A 20,247-nucleotide genomic window follows, 5' to 3' on the forward strand; every position below is an offset into this window, starting at 1 on the left:
TTTATCAACTCCTTTGTGCACCGCGTTGGTTCAGTTTCTTCTCGCCCCACGCCTGCAGTCGGGTCAGCACTGTACAGAACAGCAGGTAAATCAGACCGACTTCTATATACAGTGCCAGCGGCTCATAGGTACGGGCTACGATGCGCTGGGTGGTCATAAACATTTCGGTCACGGTAATGTTGGCCGCCAGCGACGTATCCTTGACCATCGCAATCAACGAACTGGCCAACGTGGGAAACGCCGTGCGCAGTGCCTGCGGCAGGATAATGCGCCGAATGATTTGCAGGTAACTCATGCCCACGCACTGCCCGGCCTCCAGCTGTCCCTGCGGCACCGATTCCAGCGCGGCGCGAATCGTCTCCGCACAGTAGGCACCTTCATTGACAGAAAACACCAGCACTGCGGCCGGGAACGGCTCGATCAAAATCCCCACTCCGGGCAAGCCATAGAACACCACAAATAACTGGACCAGAACCGGTGTGCCGCGGATGATCCAGATATACAGCCGAGCGAGTTTTTCCAACACGGGTACATGGGCAAACTGCACAAGCGCCACCGTGACGGCAATGACAAGCGCAAATCCAAAGGATAAAATCGTCAGCGGAATGGTCACCGTCAAGCCCGGCAGCAAGATTGTTCCGAAAGAATTTATCAAAATACGCAATAAGCGTTCCGTCATGACTTTTCCCCTCTATAACGTGAATCGTCAAAAACGCACGGCTCGGCAAATGTCAAGCCATGCGTTTTTTTCGCAGTGTTTATTCGGCACCGCGCCGCGCAAAAACGACCCAGACCGTCTTGAACAGGATCCTGATGTCGCCCCAGAAGGTCCAGTTGTCAATATAGGTCGTATCGAGTTTTACGACCTCCTCAAAGTCCTCAATGCTGCTGCGGCCGCTGACCTGCCACAAGCCGGTAATACCGGGTTTCATGCTCAGTCGGCGCTTGTGGTGGCTCTCATACTGTTTGTACTCGTCCAACGTCGGCGGGCGGGTACCCACCAAGCTCATCGGGCCGCGCAGAACATCAAAAAACTGCGGCAATTCGTCAATACTTGTCTTGCGGATAAACTTCCCCACCTTGGTGATGCGCGGATCATCCTGCATTTTGAACATAAGGCCCGTCATCTCATTTTGGGCCATCAGCTCTTTTTTGCGTTCCTCTGCGTCCATATACATGCTGCGCAGCTTGTGGATGTAGAATTCGCGGCCGTTTAAGCCCACGCGCCGCTGCTTGAAGAATAGAGGTCCCGGGCTTTCGATCTTCAGCGGAATAGCCACAATTGCAATAATGGGGATACTGATGATGCAGCCTATTATACTGCCCACAATATCCAGTGCCCGCTTCAGTATCTGATCGGTCATGCTCAGTTCCACGGTTCCGATGGTCACCATATTGTGCCCGGCACACCGCCCCAACGTGCTGCTCAGGCGGGCGGCACTGGTCTCACTGCAGCAGTCTTTTTCCAAGCGGTTCAACGTAGGCAGGCTGAAATGCACCGTCAGGCCCATGCTCTCCATCTCCTCGAGGAACGGAACAAAGGAACTTCCGCTGTCCATCGGGATATCCACATACACCTCATCCAACGCCGTGCGGCGTAGCCAATCCATAAAACCTACATAGTTGGCAGCGATGGGAACCCCTGCGATTTTCTGCCCGACTTCGTCGTCGGTCGCCTCAGGAATCGCCAGCCCCACAATGCGGTTGGACCAATCCTGATACAAATCCCGAATCATATTCTCCGCATGGTCGGCGGTTGTAATGACCCCCACCAGACTTTGCAGTCCACGCATTTTGTAGGTGTTTTTCAGAATCTCTTTCAGCGCAATATGGCTGGCTGTCATCAAAAAGACGTTGATGATCGGCACCAAAAGCAAAAAGTAACGGGATTCCAGCATGGCTGCCTTGGTCAGGGCAAGCCCCGCAGAGTTGATCAATCCCAGCAAAAGGTTGAACTTTACGGCTCTGGCAAACTCGTGTCTCTTGTTGCGTTTGACAATGTCCTCCCGCTGGTCAAACAGAAGAAAGGTGCAGATATAGGCCAGCGTCAGCAGCAGCATCGCCCACAGAAAATCATTGTACTCATACTGTGGCATTTTTCTCAGCATACCGTCAATGATGACCCAGGCAATACCGATACTGAAAATCAGCGCAATGAGATCCGCAAAGAAAACGCCGATATATTGGATTTTTTCTCTCTTATTGTTCATATTCCTCACCTTGTGTACAAGGTCTGTACACAATACCCCAATGTATTAATGGATTCTATGATTCTATCACAATTCCGCCTTTTTTTCAAGTTAAGATTTTGTTACAGTTTATTGCCCGCCGTCACTTGCCAAATTGCCCTCGGCCCGTTATAATTGACAGTATACAAAGGGATTCGGGAGGTTTTGACAATGTTCCTTTTTGCCAATCTTTTGCTGCTGGCCTTGTTTGCCGGCGGTGTATGCAGCCTGCTGCCGGTTCTGCGCAGGCGGCTCACGCTGCATGACTGGTGGGAGCAGGAGTTTTTCCTGTTTTGTTCCCACTTTTCGGCACAGCGCCAAAAAATCGGTCGTTGTTCCTTTTTTCTGGGCCTTGCCATTTACGAATTTATCGTCACCTTCTGTTACAGCAATGCCTATTTGACCTGGCCGTCACTGAACCCTGCCCTGGCGAATATTCTGTATGCGGTCATAGCCCTCTGCTTTTCCGTCAAGATCCTTCTGGGCACAAAATACAGCGGAAAAAGCTTACTGTTTGCAGGTTTACTGTATTTCATTGCCCGCTGGGTGTTTTTTAACGGCCAGAACATCTGGTGGATCTGGCTTTGTGCAGCGCTTTTGGCAGCAAAGGATGTGGACATCTGTCACAGCATGAAGCCTTTTTTACTGGTGGGTATTTCCTGCGTCCTCTGCACCGCTGTTTTATCTTTCGCCGGGATCATTCCGATTACACCTGATCTCAGCAACCGCGGCTGCCACCCCTTCTGCTACGGCCAACACAACACCTTCGGCGGTATTCTTCTGGGCCTCGCCCTAGCCTGGGTCATCATGCGCGGCAAGCGTCTGCGGTATTATGATGCATTGAGTCTTGGCGTTCTCGGATCCTTTGTTTTATTCTACATTCGCTCTCGTTCTGCCGGTATTTCTATTCTCCTTCTGGCTGTCTTTGTGCTGATTTCCGTGTTGCTTTTCTCCCGCAACTGCCTGCGCGGCAGCAGGATCGTTTCCGCGCTGTCGGCTGCCACACTGCCGCTTACTGTTTTCCTCAGTTTCGGACTTTCCTTTCTTTTTAATTATATGGACGACCCCGATTTCCCGCAGAGTATTCTTACCTTTGTAGGCAGGCTGGATAGTCTGTTCACCGGGCGTCTTTGGCTTGCTTTTATGGCTATGCAAACCTACCCCGTAAAAATTGCCGGCTATCTTCTGACCGGCGATTTCCCCTACATTGACAACCTTTATGTGTTTCTTTTCTACTCGGTCGGCCCCATCATGTTCCTTCTGGTGTGCGCGTTGGCCACCTACGCCCTGTACCGCTATGCGCGCATGGGAAACTGGGTGGCTTTGAGTTGTCTGTTGGTTTTGGTTGCCTACGGCTTTATGGAAAACCAGGTATTGCACCTGACCTCCGCCCCCGCCGATCTGCTTCTTACCGGCGTCATTTTTGCCCTGCCGTATGACCGATGGAACCACGACCCCGATAACTCTGAACCGATATAACTTTTATTGCACAACAAAGTCACCTCCTGTGAAATCCGTTTTCGGATACCACAGAAGGTGACTTTCTTTTTTCTTATTCCAGCCCCAGTGTGATGGCCTTGACCGCCTCGGTCAGGGTCACTACATTGCTGCGGGCCTCAAAGCCAAGGGTAACGCCGTTTAGTGTGACAAGGCAATTTTCTCCGTCATACTGTTGAATTGTCACGGCCAGCTCCGGATGTTCTTTATTATCCAGCGTTACGGTGAAAGCCAGTTCCTGTTTTTTGTCGGTTGTTTCGCTGTTGTATTCGGTGATCTTCAGCCCATCCACCGCCTGTTTCACGGCATCGAAATCCACCTCGTCACCGTTAATGGTAAAGGTATTTCCCTTATGCTCGACCGTGTAGTCAGTATCGTCCACCGTGAATGTCATGCTCTTGACCGTGTCCCAATCTAGAGACAGTGCCTCGTCGGGGCGCAGCGCGTTGGCGTCGGTAGCGGTCAGGTCGTTGTACGCATCCTCGGTCAGCTTAAAAATAATTTTGCTGTCGTTCATGCGGGCATAGCAGGTATCACCCTTTTTCCCTAAGGCCAGCGCAAAGCTGCCGTCGGTCTTATCCTGCGTGTACTGCACGGTGTAGGTCACAGTCGGGGTGTCGAGCCCGTAATCGGCAAGGTTTTCCTGCGAGGCTTGGTAGGTGGCGTAATCACTGTAAGGCAGCGCTGCCAAGTCGCTGAGAAAACCTTCGATTTTCTGGGTCGACAGCGCTGTATAGTTTTCGCCGTCTACCGCGTAATAATCGTAGGTGTCGGTGTACAGCGGGGCTGCGTCCGGCAGATACTGCGCGGTGAATGTTGTTTCCCCGGTTGCCGTGATGCCGGTGATGGTATCATACGCCGGCACACTGTCAGCGCACAGGTACGCATCACGGTCGGTGGAAAGAGCCCCTGCCACATCGTCCGCAATCAGGTAGACCGTACCATCCCCCAAGGTCACATACCGCTTGCTGTCCATCGTCGAGAAGTTGCCGAATTTCACCACCGTGTCACCCTCGGTTGTTGTCAACGTAACAGTGACCTCCGGCGCATCCAGCCCGTACTGGCTGTAATCCTGAACATCGCTGATTTCAAACCCGGCGTTTAAGGGGGCGAACCGCTGCAAAAGCTCCTGCAGCTTTTCCTGATCCACGGGAAACGCTGCGTCATCGCTCTGCTGCCAGGTATCGTCGGTTTTTTCATAGGTCAGCGTTTTTCCGCCGGATGTCCAGCTGATTTTGGTCACGCTGTCGGCGTTCAGGTCCACAATATCCTTATCGATCGTCGCTATTTTGTCGATGTGTTTCTGTACCCCGGCCGCCAGCAAAATTGCCAGGCAAAGGCCGAGCAGCACGGCCAGCAGAATCAGAAGATTTTTTTGTCGTTTCATGTCGTTTTCCTCCTGCGCAGGACCTCGTCAATGCCCAGCAGCAGAACTCCCAGCGGGATAATGCCGATCAGGCAGACCTTCAGCCAGGCGGCCGCCCCCGAACTGATGGTCAGGTAGGTATTGTTCAGGGATTTGCTGCGGATGGATACGGCATCGTTTTTGCCGATCATCCAGGACAGGCTGTTCATAACAAGATCCATATTGGCACCCGATGAGTAAGAATTGTAGGTGTCCTCCAGCAGATAGTCGCTGGCCACCCACACCATCTTGCCGTCGGCCTCATTTTGTACCGAAACCGCCAGTGTGTAGGGCCCGTCGGTATCGCCATCTTCTTTTTCGTAGGTCGTCATTGCGTAGCCTGCCTTTTTGGCAAAGGATTCCGCCGAGGTCGTCAGCAGCGCCGTAGCCTGACTCCCGCTGACGGTCAGCCCCTGTGCAATCGGCACGATTACATGGTAGGCACCCTCGGCCAAGGGGTCGGTAATTTCAGAGGAGGCAATATCCGGCATCAGCACATAGGGCGCACTGAAGGCATAGTGCTCGCGGTCGTTGTCAACGACCACGCCCTCGGCGACAGTCACGCCGTAATCCTGCAAGAGCGTTTTCAGGTTGGTCAGCTCCGTTTCTTTCTGCGGGCCCGAAAACACCATCAGCTTGCCGCCGCTTTGCAGGTAGTCCCGCAAAATGCTCAGCTCCTCCTCGGAAATATCGCCGGTGGGGGCGTTGATGAGCAACGTGTCGCACTCCTCAGGGATGGAATCCACATTCAGCAGAGAGAAATCCTCTGTCAGTTCATAGTTGCTGCGAGTAAGCTGGCTGCGGAAATTGTCCGACAGCGGCTGCTCGCCGTGACCGCTGAGCAGATACACCTGCGGCAGATCCTCGCTGACAACATAGTCGATGGCCGATGTGATCTGCCCCTCCCCGTCAAAGCTCTGGGATACCGAGCCGGTGGTGTAGTAGGTGCTGCTGTCTACCTTATATATATCGGTATACGGAATGTAACGGCTCTTGTCTCCGCATTCTACCACAAGGGAGTTGTTGGTGACGGTTTCGTCGGTGTACTGTTGGGCAAAAGTCGGGTAGACATCGGGATCCTTCTTGGTGACGGTAATATGGTCGGAAAGATCCTGATACCGATCCAGCAGCTTGTCCAGCACGGTGTTCTCCTTACCTGCCTGTACGATCCAGTAGATGTTGACATCCTTGGTCAGATTGGTAGCCACCACCTTGGTGTCCGCCGTCAGAGAGTACAGCTGCGCCGCAGAGATGTCCAGCTGGGTATACCGGGTGGGCAGCACCCCTGCCAGCACGTTGACCGCTACCAGAATCGCCAGCACGACCACACCCAGCACAAAGCTGTATCCGCCGACCTTAGCGGTGCGGGTGCTCAGTGCCTGTTTATTTCGGGCGGTCATCTGCCGCCATTTTTGTGTAAACTTGTCTTTCATCCGTTATACCTCTTTTTCTCCCACACCTGCACGCAGAGGAACAGGAAAAACACAGCAATGCTGACATAGTACACAATGCCGGTGACGTCAAACACACCGTTCACAAAGGTGTACAATCGTTCAAAGGGGGACAGCTTTTGCATCAGGTCAGGCAAAAGGCTTGTCAGTGCCTCCGGTTTGACAAACCATGCCGCTGCCAGCGCTGCCGCACCTGCCGCAAAGACCCCCAGCCCGACAATATCGGAGTTGGTCAGTTTGCGCACCAAAAGCCCCAGCAGCGCGGCCAGAACGACCAGCACAACTATGTTGAACGCCTTGGAGGAAATGTAGTTGGCCAGCGAGGCACTGTAATACAAAAACAGCATGACCACCACGCCGATGCCCGCCGCCATCCCCTGGGATTCCGTCAACGAGGAGATAAACATACCGATGGCGATCAGCGCCAGCCCCAGACAGATAAAAGCAAACAACGCTCCGTAGGAAGTGGGCAGATACACATCGCCATAAAACGAAAAGATAAAGGGGTAAACACACGCCACCAGCATAGGCAGCACAAAAACAATCGCCATAGCGAAATATTTACCCAATACAATATCGGTGGAGGTGATGGGCAGCAGCGAAAGCAGCTGGTCGGTCTTTTGCTTTTTCTCCTCTGCCACAACACGCATCGTCAGCACCGGCACCAGCCCCACAAAGGCAATGCTGAAGGTGCCCAACGCATACTCAAAGTTTGCCATGGCGCTGTTGATGTTATACAGCATCGCGCCGATGCCGATAAATTCCAGCAAAAACGCTGCAAACACATAGGCCATCAGCCCGTGATAATACAGCGAAAGTTCATGCTTAAATACCGCTTTCATGCTCGACGTCCTCCTTTTCCGGCAGGGTCGGCTCACTCTCGGTAAGCTCGATAAAGATATTCTCCAGGTCCGCCTTCTGCGGCGTCATCTGCAAAAGCGGGATTTCGGCCTTGGCAAAGGCAAAGAAGATCTCAGCGGCAGCATGGTTCAGTTCGCCGTTCACCGTCAGTTCAGCGCGGCAGGTATCGTTTTCGCCCTTGGAAAATTTTGTCTGCGCCACGACGGGCACCGATGCCAAAATTTCCGCCATCTTTTCCTGTGTACAGGGGGCGCACAGGCTCAGCTTATTGCTGTTGGCAAGCGTTTTTTCAAGGTTTTGCGGTGTGTCAAAGGCCACCAGTTTGCCGTGGGCGATGATCAGAACGCTCTCGCAGATGGCCTGTACTTCGCTTAAAATGTGGGAGCTTAAAATTACGGTGTGCTTTTGACCCAGCTCACGGATCAGGTCGCGAATCTCTATGATCTGCAGCGGGTCAAGTCCGACGGTCGGCTCGTCCAAAATGATATACTGCGGGTTACCCAGCAATGCCTGTGCAATGCCGACACGCTGGCGATATCCCTTGGAGAGGTTGCGAATCAGCCGATGGGTCATATCGGTCAGGCGGGTCTCCTCGATCACGCGTGCCACCTCCTGCGGGATCTGCTTGGTCGGCACGCCCTTAGCCTCCGCCACAAAGCTCAGGTACTCCGCAGGCGTCTGCTCAGTATACAGGGGCGGGATTTCCGGCAGGTAGCCCACCAGCTTTTTGGCGTCCCTGGCATCCTCAAAGATATCGCAGCCATCGATGGTGACAGTGCCTGCCGTTGCGGCAAGGCAGCCGGTCATGATGTTCATTGTGGTGGATTTTCCCGCACCGTTCGGCCCCAAAAAGCCGTAGATATGTCCGTTTTCCAGCGTGAAGGATATATCGTCCACCGCAGTGAAATCCCCGTATTTTTTGCTCAAGTGCTCCACTGTGATCATATACGCACCTCCTAAAATTTCCATTTAACAATAGCACGCAATTCTGAAAAACGTTTGATGAACCTGTGATTGAAATGTGACAGACCCGTTAAAGAAACGTGAAACGCCAAACCGGCAGCCCCTTGCGGAGCTGCCGGTTTGGCGTTGTATGGAAATATTGGAGAGAATGACGATCTTATTGCTGCGGAGCGTCCTTTTTGAGCAGGCTCAAAATCACAGCACCCACAACACTGCCCACTGCCAGGGCTGCTACATACAGCACGGCATGGTCGACTACGGGGAACACGAAGATACCGCCGTGAGGCGCGCGCAGGGCACAGCCGAACAGCATGGACAGCGCACCGGAAACCGCAGAGCCTACAATGCAGCTGGGCAGCACACGCAGCGGGTCGGCCGCCGCGTAGGGAATCGCACCCTCGGACACAAAGCAGAGACCCATGACATAGTTGACGATACCGTTGCGGCGCTCATCGGGCGTCCACTTTTTGGGGCAGAAGGTCGTGGACAGGGCAATCGCGATGGGCGGCACCATGCCGCCGACCATAACGGCAGCCATAACCTCATAATTGCCGGAGGCCAGGGCTGCGGTACCAAACACATAAGCCGCCTTGTTGATGGGGCCGCCCATATCGACGCTCATCATGCCGGCCACGATGGCACCCAGCAGTACGCGGGAGCTGCCGCCCAAAGCGTTCAGCCAGTCGGCAACGGCCGTGTTGATAATGCCCATAGCAGGGTTGATGCCGCACATCACGGCGCCCACGATCAGGATGCCGCCCAGGGGATAAATCAGCATGGGGCGGATGCCGTTCAGGCTGGCGGGCAGCTTGTCGGTGATCTTTTTCAGGAACTGCACCACATAACCGGCCACAAAGCCCGCCAGCAGCGCAGCAAGGAAACCGCCGGAAACGCCGGTAGTCTGCCCCGATACAAGCCCCGCAAAGTTGGTGCCGTTCATGGCCAGCACACCGCCCGCAAAGCCTACCGCCAGGCCGGGACGGTCGGCAATCGACATGGCGATAAAGCCTGCCAGAATGGGCAGCATGTAACCAAACGCTGCGCCGCCCACCGTCTTAAAGAACGCCGCCACGGGGGTGTTCATGCCAAAGTTGGACGGGTCGATGGTGTAATCGTCCAGCAGGAATGCCAGCGCGATCATAATGCCGCCGCCCACCACAAAGGGCAGCATGTGGGAAACACCGTTCATCAGGTGCTTGTACAGGCTGTGCCCGACGGTATCCCCCGCACCTGCGGCCTGTGCCGCCTTGGCATCGGCATCGGCGTGGAACACTGCCACCTCGCCGTGGGCAACCTTTTTGATAAGCTCCTCCGGCTTGTGGATGCCGTCATCTACGCGGGCAAACAACACCGGCTTGCCGTCAAAGCGGGCGGTCTGCACATTTTTGTCCGCCGCAATGATAATGCCGTCGCATGCAGCGATCTCCTCGGCGGTCAGCACATTTTTGGCACCGTCCGAGCCGTTTGTTTCCACCTTGGTTGCAAGGCCCAGCTTTTCACCGGTCTTGGTCAGCGCCTCGGCTGCCATGTAGGTGTGGGCAATGCCGTTGGGGCAGGCTGTTACCGCCAAAATGCGGTAGCCGGTCTGGGGGATCTCCTGCTGGGTAAAGCTCTCCTCACCGAACTGCGCATCCTCGCGGTCGTCGATGGCCTGCAGGAACTCGGCGGGGGTCTTGGCCTTGCGCAGCGTCTCAACAAAATCCTCATTCATCAGCATCTGCATCAGGCGGGCCAGCATATCCATGTGCAGGCTGCCGTTTTCGGGTGCGGCAATGGCAAACAGCAAATCTGTCTTGCCGTCGTCCTCGGCATTGTACTGCACGGGCACAGCCAGACGCAGTGCCGCCAGGCTGGGGCGGGTCACACAGGCTGTGCGGGCGTGCGGCACCGTGATGCCGTTGTCCACATAGGTCGATGCCTCGGCCTCGCGCGCCAACAGTGCCTTTTTGTATTCGGCTGTGTCGGTGATGTTGCCGTGGGTGGCCTGCAGGGCTACCAGCTTATCCAGGATTTCGTCGCGGGTAGAGACCGCTGCATCCAACGCAATGGATCGGGCTGTGAACAGTTCCGTAATACGCATAGCAATTCTCCTTCTTATCGTTTATATTGTTTCCAGCAGTGCTTCGATATCCTCTTTTTTTGCAAGTCCCAGGCTGAACGCCGTGGCACTGCCGCACGCCGTACCAAGGCGCAGCGCGTAGGCGTAGTCGCGGGTCTTTTGGTAACCGGCCACAAAGCCGGCCACCATGCTGTCCCCCGCGCCGACGCTGTTTATGACCTTGCCTTTGGGGCAGCCGATGCGGTGGATCACCCCGTTTTCATCGCGCAGCAGAGCACCGTCCCCCGCCATGCTGACCAGCACATTGCGCGCGCCGCGCTCTTGCAAATACCCGGCCGCACGGGCGATTTCCTCGTCGGTATTCAGCTTGATGCCGACCAACTCCTCCAGTTCATGATTGTTGGGCTTGATCAGAAACGGGTGGTATGGCAGCACACGCGCCAACAGGTCGCGGGTAGCATCGACAACGGTCTGGACACCGCGCCCCTGCAGACGCCGCAAGATCTTTTCGTAGGTATCCTGGGACAGGCTGGACGGAATACTTCCCGCCAGCACCAGGATATCCCCCTCGGTCAGCTTGTCAATTTTTGCTGCAAACTCATTTTGGGCAGTTTCCGGGATATTGGGTCCTGCACCGTTCAGCTCAGTCTCCTGATCCGCCTTGATTTTTACGTTGATGCGGGTCATGCCCTCTTTCAGCTGTACAAAGTCCGTCTGCAAGCCCTGTGCGGCAAGGCCGCGTTCCAGCCATTTGCCGGTTTCCCCCGCCACAAAGCCCAGCGCCACGCTGGGGCAGCCAAGCTGCTGCAATACGCCGGACACGTTGATGCCCTTGCCGCCGAGCACACAGTCCTCCCCTGCCGCACGGTTTACGGCGCCCACCACCATCGGGTGGTCGATGCGCACAACATAGTCAATAGCCGGGTTAAATGTTACGGTATAGATCATAGCTTTGTCTCCTTTACCAGTGTAACTTTGGCATATTGCGGGGCGGGGCAGCGGTCCGTCAAAATTGCACCCCCCTGCAATTCGGTGATAACAGCCGGGTACACGCAGGCAAACTTGGTGCTGTCCACCAGGAACCAGCTTTCGCGCGCACGCCGTACCGCCACGGCCTTGACGGCAGCCTCCTCAGGGTCGGGGGTAGTAAAGCCAGCCTGCAGATCCACGCCGTTGGCACCCAGAAACGCCTTGGTGAAATTGTACGCCTGCAAGGACGCCACGGCAGCTGCCCCCACAATGGCCTCGGTGTTAGGGCGCAGCATACCGCCCGGCACAAAGACCTTGCAGCCCTTTTGTGCCAACAACCGTGCATGGGCGATGCCGTTGGTGACGTAGTGCGCCTCCAGCGCCGGACCCGACAGCGCCTGCACCAGCGCCAGTGTGGTTGTTCCGGCATCGATATAGACAAAATCCTGCGGCTGAATCAGCGTCGCCGCCGCCCTGGCGATGTCTCGCTTTTCGGCAATGGCCAGCGCCTGCTTGGCGTCCATGGTCGGTTCCTCTGCAAGGAACTGACTGTCCGGCAGGGTTGCTCCGCCGTGCACCTTGTTGAGTTTTCCCAAACGGTCAAGTTCGGTCAAATCCCGCCGTATGGTCGATTCGCTGGCATTCAGCTCCTCGCATAGCTCCTGCACGGTTGCCGACCGCTTTTCTTCCAACATATCGAGAATTTTGGCAAATCGCTTCTCCGCTAACATCGTTCATCCCCCTTGTACTCAGTCTGGCTGATTTTGGCTGTTTGTGGTTGTATTTGGTTTCTTTACTTGTATTATAGCATATCATCTGTCATTTTCAAGCATTTTCAGCCAAATTCAGTCACCAAATTTCGTGCTTGTTTTTTGTGCACTATCACGGAAATCTTCGCTTGCAAAAATTCCGCAAAGATGCTATACTGACGAAAATCCACTTCATGCGGAGGTTTTCTATGGTACGCCCTCTTATGACCGACACCGTCTTTTTAGCACAGAAAGCACAGCCCGCCACGACGCAGGATATCGGCATTGCCGATGACCTGCTGGACACCCTAAAGGCCCACGCCGACGGCTGTGTGGGTATGGCCGCCAACATGATCGGCGTCAACAAGGCCATCATTGCCTTTGACGACGAGGGCACCCTGCGGGAAATGTTCAATCCCGTCATTGTCTACCGCAAGGGGCTGTACCTTGCCGAGGAGGGCTGCCTTTCCCTGCAGGGGCAGCGCAAAGCAAAACGCCACCGCACCATAAAGGTACAGTGGCAGGACCGTGAGATGCAGACGCACACCAAAAATTTCAACGGCTGGACCGCGCAGATCATCCAGCATGAGGTCGATCACTGCAACGGCATCTTAATATAAGGTACACAAAAACACCGCACGGCATCGTGCGGTGTTTCCTGTTTATCGGTTGATGAAATTCAGCGTCAGTGCCAAAATCAGCATGTGTACGGGGTAAAATGCATAGCACAGATACTGGAACGGCTTGCTGTGGTAGCCCTGCCGCCCGCGGTACAGCCAGATGGGGATCAGCGCCAACAGCGCCAGGCCCTGCTGGCAAAACTCAAACTCCCTGCCGAACAACTGTACGGGGTACATCAAACCGCCCAGCAACTCAACATTGAGCCAATACAAGGCCGCGATCTGCCCCAGCAGGCACCACCATTGGCGCCCACGGAAGAAGTAAAAAACAAACACCGTCAGCACACCGACGCCGTAGTAATCCACCATGCCGAGTGTACCCAGCACACCGCCCAGCAAAACCACCAAAACAGTAGTCACGGCGAACAGCCACGGCTTTTGTTTTTGGCGCACAGCCTCCATCAGGCGGATGCCCATAAGGCCCGTCAGCAGGGTCCAGATAACGTTCTGGTGCACAGGATAGAACCAGGTACCGCCATACATCAGGTCGAAGGGAATTTCCGACAATACCGCAAACAGCAGCATGCGCAGCGCATATTTTTTGAAGCTGCGGGAATGAAAATACCCTTCGACAGCCATAAAGGCAAATATGGGGAACGCCACGCGTCCCACGCAGGTCAGCCAATCCTGTGCAGGAAAGACCGTTGCCCACATGTGATCCATCAGCATAAAGACCATGGCAAGGATATGCAGCGCCGCAGCGCTGAGGTCGAAGTGTTTCGGGGTCAGCTCGTTGGTGGTCCGATTTGTCATGTAAATACTCCTCGATTTTTCTTTTCACTCTGTTGCAATCGCAGTATTGCCTTAGCCTAATAACTCCAATTCCAGAATATCTTCTATGGCGATGACCGTGCCGTCGGTCAGCACCAAGGTTTTTTCAAATTCCTGCAATTTCTTAACGCAGCCCTCGGTTCGGCGGTAGCTGCCGCCCTCCTTGCGGTCATCAGGCACAAAATGCGTGATGGCTGCGCGGGGCGTTTTTTCCAGGTTTTCACGCAGATACTGCAATTTTTTGTCCAGCTCTGCCTGCTCGTACTCGTCGGGAATCATCCGTTTCTCGGTCAGGCGGGCGCTTTCCTGCAGGGCAGCGCCCAGTCCCGTCAACGCCGCAAAGGGCGAAAACTGCGCAGCCCTGTCCTGTCGGGACATGCGCGGATGTCGTTCCGACGTGGGATGCGGCAGATGTATGATATCATCATAGCGGCCCATTATGCCTTATGTCCCCCGATCTGTGCATTGCGCTGCATGGCGGTCGCGCCCTCCTGCAGGTCCATACCTTTTACAATGGCGTTTTTGCCGAATTTCTTTTTGATGCAAAGCATCGCCTGTTGACGTCGACGCTCCCGCTCCAACTCCTTTTGCTGCTCGGCATGCTGTTGCTGCGCCTTTTGTGTCACGGTAAAAAAGTCAAGCTGTTCACAGGACTCCGTCTCGCGGGCGGCCTGCTCCGTCAAAACGTTGTTGGCCACCAGATTCAGTCGGCGTATCAGCAGATTCTCGTCAACAATGCGGTCATACAGTTCGGTAACAGCCTCCATAATTTGTTTGGTGGAGGATGTATATCGCTCCAGGTTGGCTGTGCCGTGGGCGTGTTTGGGCACCTTGCGGCCGTACATGTCGGTGGTAACAGGGCCGTGGTAGTTCTTGCGGCGCTGCGGGTCGGTCAGGTTTTCGATGTCATAGCCGACCGTCAACACCATCTGCTTGGTCATCAGGCCCTTGTCCACCAGATCCAGCACCAGCCCATCTGCCATTTCCCGCACGATAAGCCGAGCCTGGTCAAATTCGGTGGCACAGTGCAGCACCTGACCGCCGCCGATACTGGTAGCCGCCGGCTTGTAGGCCTTGATATCTGCCAGGGTGCAGGGTTCCCACCCCCAGGCGTGGTCGATCAACAGCTCAGCGCCGACGCCAAACAGGCGGTAGAGCAGTTCCTCATTATAAAAATCGCTTTCCTTGCCAAGGGAACAGCGCGCCACATCGCCCATAGTGTACAAGCCGTGCGCCTCCAGCTTTTTGGCGTAGCCGCGCCCCACACGCCAAAAATCCGTCAGCGGTCTGTGCTCCCACAGCAAACGACGGTAACTCTGCTCGTCCAAACAGGCAATGCGCACACCGTTCTTGTCCGGCGGGATATGCTTGGCCTGCACGTCCATGGCCACCTTGGCCAGGTACAGATTGCTGCCGATTCCCGCCGTGGCCGTAATGCCTGTCACCCGCAGGATCTCAAGGATCAGCTTCATGGCAAAGTCACGGGCTGTCAGGTTGTACAGCTTCAAATAAGACGTTGCATCAATAAATACTTCGTCAATGGAATAGCTGTGGATATCCTCCGGTGCCACAAATTGCAGATAGATGCCGTAAATCTGGGTGCTGCGGGCCACATAATGGCTCATCTGGGGCGGCGCGATGATATAATCCAGTTCGTATTCCGGGTGTTCGGCTAATTCGGGGGCATTGACGCTTTTTCCGGTAAACTGCCGGCCGGGGGCCTTGGTGCGCCGCCAGGCATTGGCCTGCCCAACCTTTTGCACGACCTCGAACAACCGAGCGCGCCCCGGTATGCCGTAGGCCTTCAGCGAGGGTGAAACCGCCAGGCAGATGGTCTTTTGTGTGCGGGCGGCATCTGCCACCACCAGATTGGTGGTAAGCGGGTCCAGGCCGCGCTCCACACATTCCACCGAGGCAAAAAAGGACTTCAGGTCAATGGCCAGATAGGTTTTTTCCGACATGCTTTTCTGCCCCCTTGCCCCGCAAATTTTACAACCAAACGTTGTAAACAGTATAGCATTTTTGGGATTCGGTGTCAATTCTATAAACCAAAAAGGACGGGAATTCTCCCGTCCTCGTCATGGGATCGCTTACGAATTGGCGCTGTCGGCATCCACAACGCTCTGGATCTGCTGCATCAGAGCATCATAGTTTTCCTGGATGTCGATGCCGCCCAGCAGGGGCTCGCCCACAATGTTGCCGTTGCGGTCAACCAGAATGGTCGTGGGGAACGCCATAATGCCGGAGGCATATTTGCCGGCCTCGGAATCAGAGGTCAGGGACAGGTTGCGGTAGGCGGCGTTCTGGCTTTCCAGCACTTTCTTGGCATCTGCAATAGCCGTCTCGTTGCCGTCAAAGGTTTCTGTGTTGATGCCGACAACCTCGCCACCCATAGCCTTCAGGGTCTCGTTGAGTTCATTCAGCTTGCTCAACTCCCCGACGCAGGGCTTGCAGCCGGTGAACCAGAAGTTCACGACGGTCACGGCATTGTTGGAGAACAGCGTGTCATCGACCTTGTTTCCGTCGAAGTCGGTAGCGGAGAAATTCTTAAACGGAGATGCCTGCTGTGCACTGTCAGCGCCTGCAGCGCTGTCGGCAGAATCGGCCTGACTCTGCAGCTCGGCGATCTGCGCCTCAATGCCGCGAATAGTCTCAATGTCGGCGGTCAGCGTAGCGATCTCCTCCTCGGTGAAGGAGTCCTTATTGGCCTCCAGCGTGCCGGCCAGGAAGTCGGCATAGTCTGCATCGGCATCTCCCTCACTCTTGCCCATCATGCCAAACAGCTTGTTCCAGACGTCGGCGTGGTCGGCAAACAGTTGGTTTTCCTGCTGGAACAGGTCGTCGATTGTTGCGTTCGCATCCCCTGCGGCATCGGAAACTGCGGTGGTGCTGCTTGCGGCAGGGGCACTGCCTGCGGAGTTGCTTCCGGCACAAGCGGTAAAGGTCAAGGCGGCGCAAACGGCCAGTGCGGCAATGCAATGCTTCTTGAGTTTCATAGATAATTAGCTCCTTTTCAGTGATTCGTTAATGTCGGGTTTCTTGCGGCAGTCTATATTCATAAACTGATAGTGAATTGCATCTTTGGGGCACGCTTTCATGCAGGCACCGCAGCGGATACACTCGGGGTGGTTCGGTGTTTTCAGCACGTTCACGTCCATCTTGCAGGCTGCAACACAGCGCTTACAGCCGACGCAGGCATTCTTGTCGACTTCAATTCCCAGCAAGGATACCTTGTTGAAGAGCGAGTAGATGGCCCCCAGCGGGCAGATCCACTTGCAGAATGGGCGGTAGAACAGGACGCTCAGCACCACAACGGCAGCCAAGATCACGCTCTTGAAGGAAAACAGCTTGCCCAAAGCCGAACGGATGGCTGCATTGCTGAGCGACAACGGGATAGCCCCCTCCAGAACACCCTGCGGGCAGATGTACTTGCAGAAGAACGGGTCTCCCATACCGATGGAGTTTGTCGCCAGCATCGGCAGCAAAATCACAAACACGACCAGGATGACATATTTTAGGTACCGCAGCGGTTTCAGCTTTTGGGTCGAGAACTTTTTACTCGGAATCTTATGCAAAAGATCCTGCAGCCAGCCAAACGGGCACAGAAACCCGCAGATAAACCGTCCCAATGTTACCCCCAGCAAAATCAGTATGCCGGTAATATAATAGGTGAACTTGAACTTGGACGAACCGACCACCGCCTGAAATGCACCGATGGGGCAGGCCCCCGTCGCAGCCGGACAGGAGTAGCAGTTCAGCCCCGGCACGCACACGGTTTTTGCGTTGCCTTGGTAGATTTTCCCCTGAAACAGATTCGGAATATGGATATTGGTAAGCAGTGTGGCTGCCGCCTGGATCCATCCACGAAACTGTGCCAGTTTTTTTGATATTGATCGTTTTATTTTATCCAATTCCCACACACTCCAGACACAGTTTTACGGCCTTGCCAAGTACGACCGCAGCCTCTCCCCTGCCGGCACCGTAAGCCACCATACAGCCCCCCACGGTGAGCAATGCGAGCCGCAAAATCCTTTTTGCTTTCAAAATCGCTGCTGCTCCTTTCATTTTTCTCTTATTGACCTGTCGACTTACTTATTATACAATAGGGGGTGTAAAATCCTTGTTAAGATTAGGAGAAAACGTTTTGAGACTGCTCATTGTGGAAGATGAAAAGGAACTGTGCGATACCATCGCCAAAAGCCTGTATGCAGCGGGCTACGAGGTCGACACCTGCTACGACGGCGATGAAGCGCTGGATTATGCTTTGACCGAGGAATACGACCTCATCGTGCTGGATCTTAACCTGCCCGGACGGGATGGCATGGACATTCTACGGGAGCTGCGGCAAGATAACGACGAAACCAAGGTCATTATTTTATCCGCTCGAAGTCAGATTGCCGACAAGGTCGAGGGTCTTGATGCCGGTGCCAACGATTATATGGAAAAGCCGTTTCACCTGCAGGAACTGGAGGCACGCATCCGCAGCCTGACGCGACGCAAATTTGTACAGGAAGATGTCTGCGTGCGGTGCGGAGCCATTCGGTTTGATACAAAAAAACGCGAGGCCTACGCTAAGGATGCTCTCCTATCGCTGACGCGCAAGGAAAGCGGCATTTTGGAATACCTGCTGCTGAATCAGGGCAGACCCGTAAGCCAGGAAGAACTGATTGAACACGTCTGGGACGCCTCAGTCGACAGTTTCAGCGGCTCGGTTCGCGTGCATGTGTCGTCCCTGCGAAAAAAGCTGAAATCTGTGCTTGGTTATGACCCCATCATCAACAAGGTCGGTGAGGGCTACAAAATCACGGAGGGTGTATGAAAGCAAAAATGTCCTTACAGTGGCGCTTGACCCTGATAACCACCCTGTGCATTGCCGTAATCTGCGGATGCCTTACCCTGTTTGTTTACGGCAGCGGTGTCTACTACATTGACTCCCTGCAGCATGCTGTCGACACCCAACTGGGCGACGGCAGCGATTCCACCTCCGCGGAAATTTACATCGGTATCCCCGATGACGCCTGGGATGATTTTGCGAATGACTTTTCCGTTCAGGTCTACAACAACAAGGCCGACTACAAGAAAAAAAGTCTGCTCTTTTCGGCACTGATGGCCGTTGTCGGCGGGGTCGCCACCTATTATATCAGCGGCCGCGCCCTCAAACCGCTGAACGAGTTTTCCGACACCATTGAGGCTGTGCAGGCGCAGAACCTGTCAGATTCCCAAATTGAGGAAAGCAGCGTAACCGAACTGAATCGGTTGAGCGTCTCCTACAACCAAATGTTGGCAAGGTTGTCAGAGGCTTTTAAGGTACAGCGGCAATTCACAGCGAACGCAGCTCACGAATTCCGCACCCCCTTGGCCGTAATGCAGCTGCAACTGGATCTGTACAATTCTACCGAGCATCCAACCAACGACGCTTGTGCGCAGCAAACCATCCGCATGGTAACTGAGCAGAACGAGCGCTTGACCAAGATGGTCAAAACCCTGTTGGATATGAGTGAACTGCAGACTGTGGCCCGCGATGACAAGATTGAGTTAGATGCTCTTGTGGAGGAGGTGCTGGCCGACCTTGAACCCCTTGCGCAGGAAAAGAATATACAGCTTATCGAAAATTGCGAGAAGATTACCATGACGGGCAGCGACATTTTGCTATATCGACTGGTATATAACCTTGTGGAGAACGCCATAAAATATAACAATGCAGACGGCACAGTCACCGTTGCTGCGACCCGTAAGGACGAACACATCTGCCTGACGATTTCCGATACAGGCTCCGGCATACCGGACGAAATGAAAGAACGCATATTTGAACCGTTTTTCCGCCTGGATAAATCCAGAAGCCGCGCACTGGGAGGCGTAGGTCTCGGTCTGGCTTTGGTTCGCGAAATCGCAAGCGTACATGGCGGCAGCATCACTGTTACGAGCAACCCCTCGGGCGGCACAACTTTTGCGGTGACTTTTTGATCAACACAAAAAGCCGTACCTAATAAGAAGGGAATTAATATGATAAACCTGCTTTTTATCTGCCACGGCAATATTTGCCGAAGTCCAATGGCTGAATTTATCATGAAAGACCTGCTCCAAAAAGCGGGCATGGCAGACCGCGTTTATGTTGCATCGGCTGCAACCAGCACCGAGGAGATCGGCAACCCGGTCTATCCCCCGGCGCGGCGGGAACTTGCCAAACACGGCATATGCTGTGACGGCAAGACTGCCCGCCAAATGACACGGCAGGACTATGATACCTTTGATTATTTGATTGCCATGGATCGTAACAACCTGCGCAACATGCAACGCTTTGTCGGCAACGATCCGCAGGGAAAAGTTTCACTTTTGCTGTCTCACACTTCGCGCCCCGGCGATGTTGCTGACCCTTGGTATACGGGGGACTTTACCGCAACATGGAATGATATTTTGTTAGGTTGTCAGGCTCTTTTGCGAGAGTTATGCCCTGAGGTTCCTCTATAAAAATTCAGCCAACAGTCTGGCAACGGACTGTTGGCTTTTGTTTTGGTATAAAAAACGCCCTATCCCCTGCGGGATAAGGCGTTTCGAGAAGCCGGCATCTACCTATTTTCACAGGCCGTCTCCAGCCAACTATCTTCGGCACAAGT

Annotated in this window: 20 protein-coding genes; 5 read left to right on the forward strand and 15 right to left on the reverse strand. The window is 54.5% G+C overall.

From position 1 onward, the window contains the following. Positions 1–4: 4 nt before the first annotated feature. Complete coding sequence (locus Q0I19_RS04935) at positions 5–679, reverse strand: amino acid ABC transporter permease (RefSeq protein WP_294760078.1); 675 nt, start codon at positions 677–679, stop codon at positions 5–7. A 79-nt stretch (positions 680–758) separates the two neighbouring features. Beyond that, positions 759–2,210, reverse strand: coding sequence for a sugar transferase (locus Q0I19_RS04940; protein ID WP_294760080.1), 1,452 nt, complete (start codon positions 2,208–2,210; stop codon positions 759–761). A gap of 189 nt (positions 2,211–2,399) precedes the next feature. Here Q0I19_RS04940 and Q0I19_RS04945 point away from each other — a divergent pair, with 189 nt between their 5' ends. Further along, the gene (locus Q0I19_RS04945) at positions 2,400–3,707 is read left to right on the forward strand and encodes a hypothetical protein (RefSeq protein ID WP_294760082.1); all 1,308 of its coding nucleotides are present in this window, start codon (positions 2,400–2,402) and stop codon (positions 3,705–3,707) included. A gap of 73 nt (positions 3,708–3,780) precedes the next feature. On the opposite strand, the gene Q0I19_RS04950 is transcribed toward Q0I19_RS04945, so the two are convergent. From Q0I19_RS04950 to Q0I19_RS04980, 7 genes are all read right to left on the reverse strand, one after another. Then, on the reverse strand, positions 3,781–5,112 hold the full coding sequence (locus Q0I19_RS04950; RefSeq protein WP_294760083.1) for a DUF4340 domain-containing protein: 1,332 nt from the start codon (positions 5,110–5,112) through the stop codon (positions 3,781–3,783). Then, the gene (locus Q0I19_RS04955) at positions 5,109–6,563 is read right to left on the reverse strand and encodes a GldG family protein (protein ID WP_294760084.1); all 1,455 of its coding nucleotides are present in this window, start codon (positions 6,561–6,563) and stop codon (positions 5,109–5,111) included. The genes Q0I19_RS04950 and Q0I19_RS04955 overlap by 4 nt, the downstream gene beginning before the upstream one ends. Continuing rightward, positions 6,560–7,423, reverse strand: coding sequence for an ABC transporter permease (locus Q0I19_RS04960; RefSeq protein ID WP_294760086.1), 864 nt, complete (start codon positions 7,421–7,423; stop codon positions 6,560–6,562). Before Q0I19_RS04960 ends, Q0I19_RS04955 begins: the two co-directional genes overlap by 4 nt. Further along, the gene (locus tag Q0I19_RS04965) at positions 7,407–8,387 is read right to left on the reverse strand and encodes an ABC transporter ATP-binding protein (RefSeq protein WP_294760088.1); all 981 of its coding nucleotides are present in this window, start codon (positions 8,385–8,387) and stop codon (positions 7,407–7,409) included. The genes Q0I19_RS04960 and Q0I19_RS04965 overlap by 17 nt, the downstream gene beginning before the upstream one ends. Before the next feature lie 175 nt (positions 8,388–8,562). After that, a complete protein-coding gene (locus tag Q0I19_RS04970) occupies positions 8,563–10,485 on the reverse strand; it encodes a fructose-specific PTS transporter subunit EIIC (RefSeq protein ID WP_294760091.1) in 1,923 nt (640 codons plus the stop codon). A gap of 21 nt (positions 10,486–10,506) precedes the next feature. Then, a complete protein-coding gene (gene pfkB / locus Q0I19_RS04975; protein ID WP_294760092.1) occupies positions 10,507–11,412 on the reverse strand; it encodes a 1-phosphofructokinase in 906 nt (301 codons plus the stop codon). Continuing rightward, on the reverse strand, positions 11,409–12,164 hold the full coding sequence (locus Q0I19_RS04980; RefSeq protein WP_294760093.1) for a DeoR/GlpR family DNA-binding transcription regulator: 756 nt from the start codon (positions 12,162–12,164) through the stop codon (positions 11,409–11,411). The genes pfkB and Q0I19_RS04980 overlap by 4 nt, the downstream gene beginning before the upstream one ends. A 227-nt stretch (positions 12,165–12,391) precedes the next feature. Between Q0I19_RS04980 and Q0I19_RS04985 the strand changes: the two genes are divergently transcribed. Continuing rightward, positions 12,392–12,802, forward strand: a complete 411-nt coding sequence (locus Q0I19_RS04985; protein WP_294760095.1) for a peptide deformylase — start codon at positions 12,392–12,394, stop codon at positions 12,800–12,802. A 42-nt stretch (positions 12,803–12,844) separates the two neighbouring features. Here Q0I19_RS04985 and Q0I19_RS04990 read toward each other — a convergent pair whose 3' ends face one another. The 6 genes from Q0I19_RS04990 to Q0I19_RS05015 all read right to left on the reverse strand — a co-directional run bounded on the left by Q0I19_RS04990 (position 12,845) and on the right by Q0I19_RS05015 (position 17,698). Then, positions 12,845–13,615 carry a TraX family protein gene (locus tag Q0I19_RS04990; RefSeq protein WP_294760097.1) on the reverse strand — a complete coding sequence of 257 codons (771 nt, stop codon included), beginning with the start codon at positions 13,613–13,615 and terminating at the stop codon, positions 12,845–12,847. 51 nt (positions 13,616–13,666) lie between these two features. Beyond that, complete coding sequence (locus tag Q0I19_RS04995) at positions 13,667–14,071, reverse strand: hypothetical protein (RefSeq protein WP_294760098.1); 405 nt, start codon at positions 14,069–14,071, stop codon at positions 13,667–13,669. Further along, positions 14,071–15,594: a DNA methylase gene (locus tag Q0I19_RS05000; RefSeq protein ID WP_294760100.1), complete on the reverse strand. Its 1,524-nt coding sequence runs from the start codon at positions 15,592–15,594 to the stop codon at positions 14,071–14,073. The genes Q0I19_RS04995 and Q0I19_RS05000 overlap by 1 nt, the downstream gene beginning before the upstream one ends. 129 nt (positions 15,595–15,723) lie before the next feature. Beyond that, positions 15,724–16,629 carry a TlpA disulfide reductase family protein gene (locus Q0I19_RS05005; RefSeq protein ID WP_294760102.1) on the reverse strand — a complete coding sequence of 302 codons (906 nt, stop codon included), beginning with the start codon at positions 16,627–16,629 and terminating at the stop codon, positions 15,724–15,726. Between the two features lie 6 nt (positions 16,630–16,635). Next, positions 16,636–17,544, reverse strand: coding sequence for a 4Fe-4S binding protein (locus Q0I19_RS05010; protein WP_294760104.1), 909 nt, complete (start codon positions 17,542–17,544; stop codon positions 16,636–16,638). Continuing rightward, positions 17,537–17,698: a CD1871A family CXXC motif-containing protein gene (locus Q0I19_RS05015; RefSeq protein ID WP_294760106.1), complete on the reverse strand. Its 162-nt coding sequence runs from the start codon at positions 17,696–17,698 to the stop codon at positions 17,537–17,539. The genes Q0I19_RS05010 and Q0I19_RS05015 overlap by 8 nt, the downstream gene beginning before the upstream one ends. A 79-nt stretch (positions 17,699–17,777) precedes the next feature. Here Q0I19_RS05015 and Q0I19_RS05020 point away from each other — a divergent pair, with 79 nt between their 5' ends. From Q0I19_RS05020 to Q0I19_RS05030, 3 genes are read left to right on the forward strand one after another with little or no spacing between them, the layout of a single operon-like run. Continuing rightward, a complete protein-coding gene (locus tag Q0I19_RS05020) occupies positions 17,778–18,452 on the forward strand; it encodes a response regulator transcription factor (RefSeq protein WP_294760108.1) in 675 nt (224 codons plus the stop codon). After that, on the forward strand, positions 18,449–19,597 hold the full coding sequence (locus Q0I19_RS05025) for a HAMP domain-containing sensor histidine kinase (protein ID WP_294760110.1): 1,149 nt from the start codon (positions 18,449–18,451) through the stop codon (positions 19,595–19,597). The genes Q0I19_RS05020 and Q0I19_RS05025 overlap by 4 nt, the downstream gene beginning before the upstream one ends. A gap of 39 nt (positions 19,598–19,636) precedes the next feature. Beyond that, entirely contained in the window at positions 19,637–20,101 is a 465-nt protein-coding gene (locus Q0I19_RS05030; RefSeq protein WP_294760112.1) for a low molecular weight protein-tyrosine-phosphatase, read from the forward strand. Positions 20,102–20,247 lie beyond the last annotated feature (146 nt).

The sequence above is a fragment of the uncultured Gemmiger sp. genome (genome assembly GCF_934561205.1).
GTDB lineage: Bacteria > Bacillota > Clostridia > Oscillospirales > Ruminococcaceae > Gemmiger.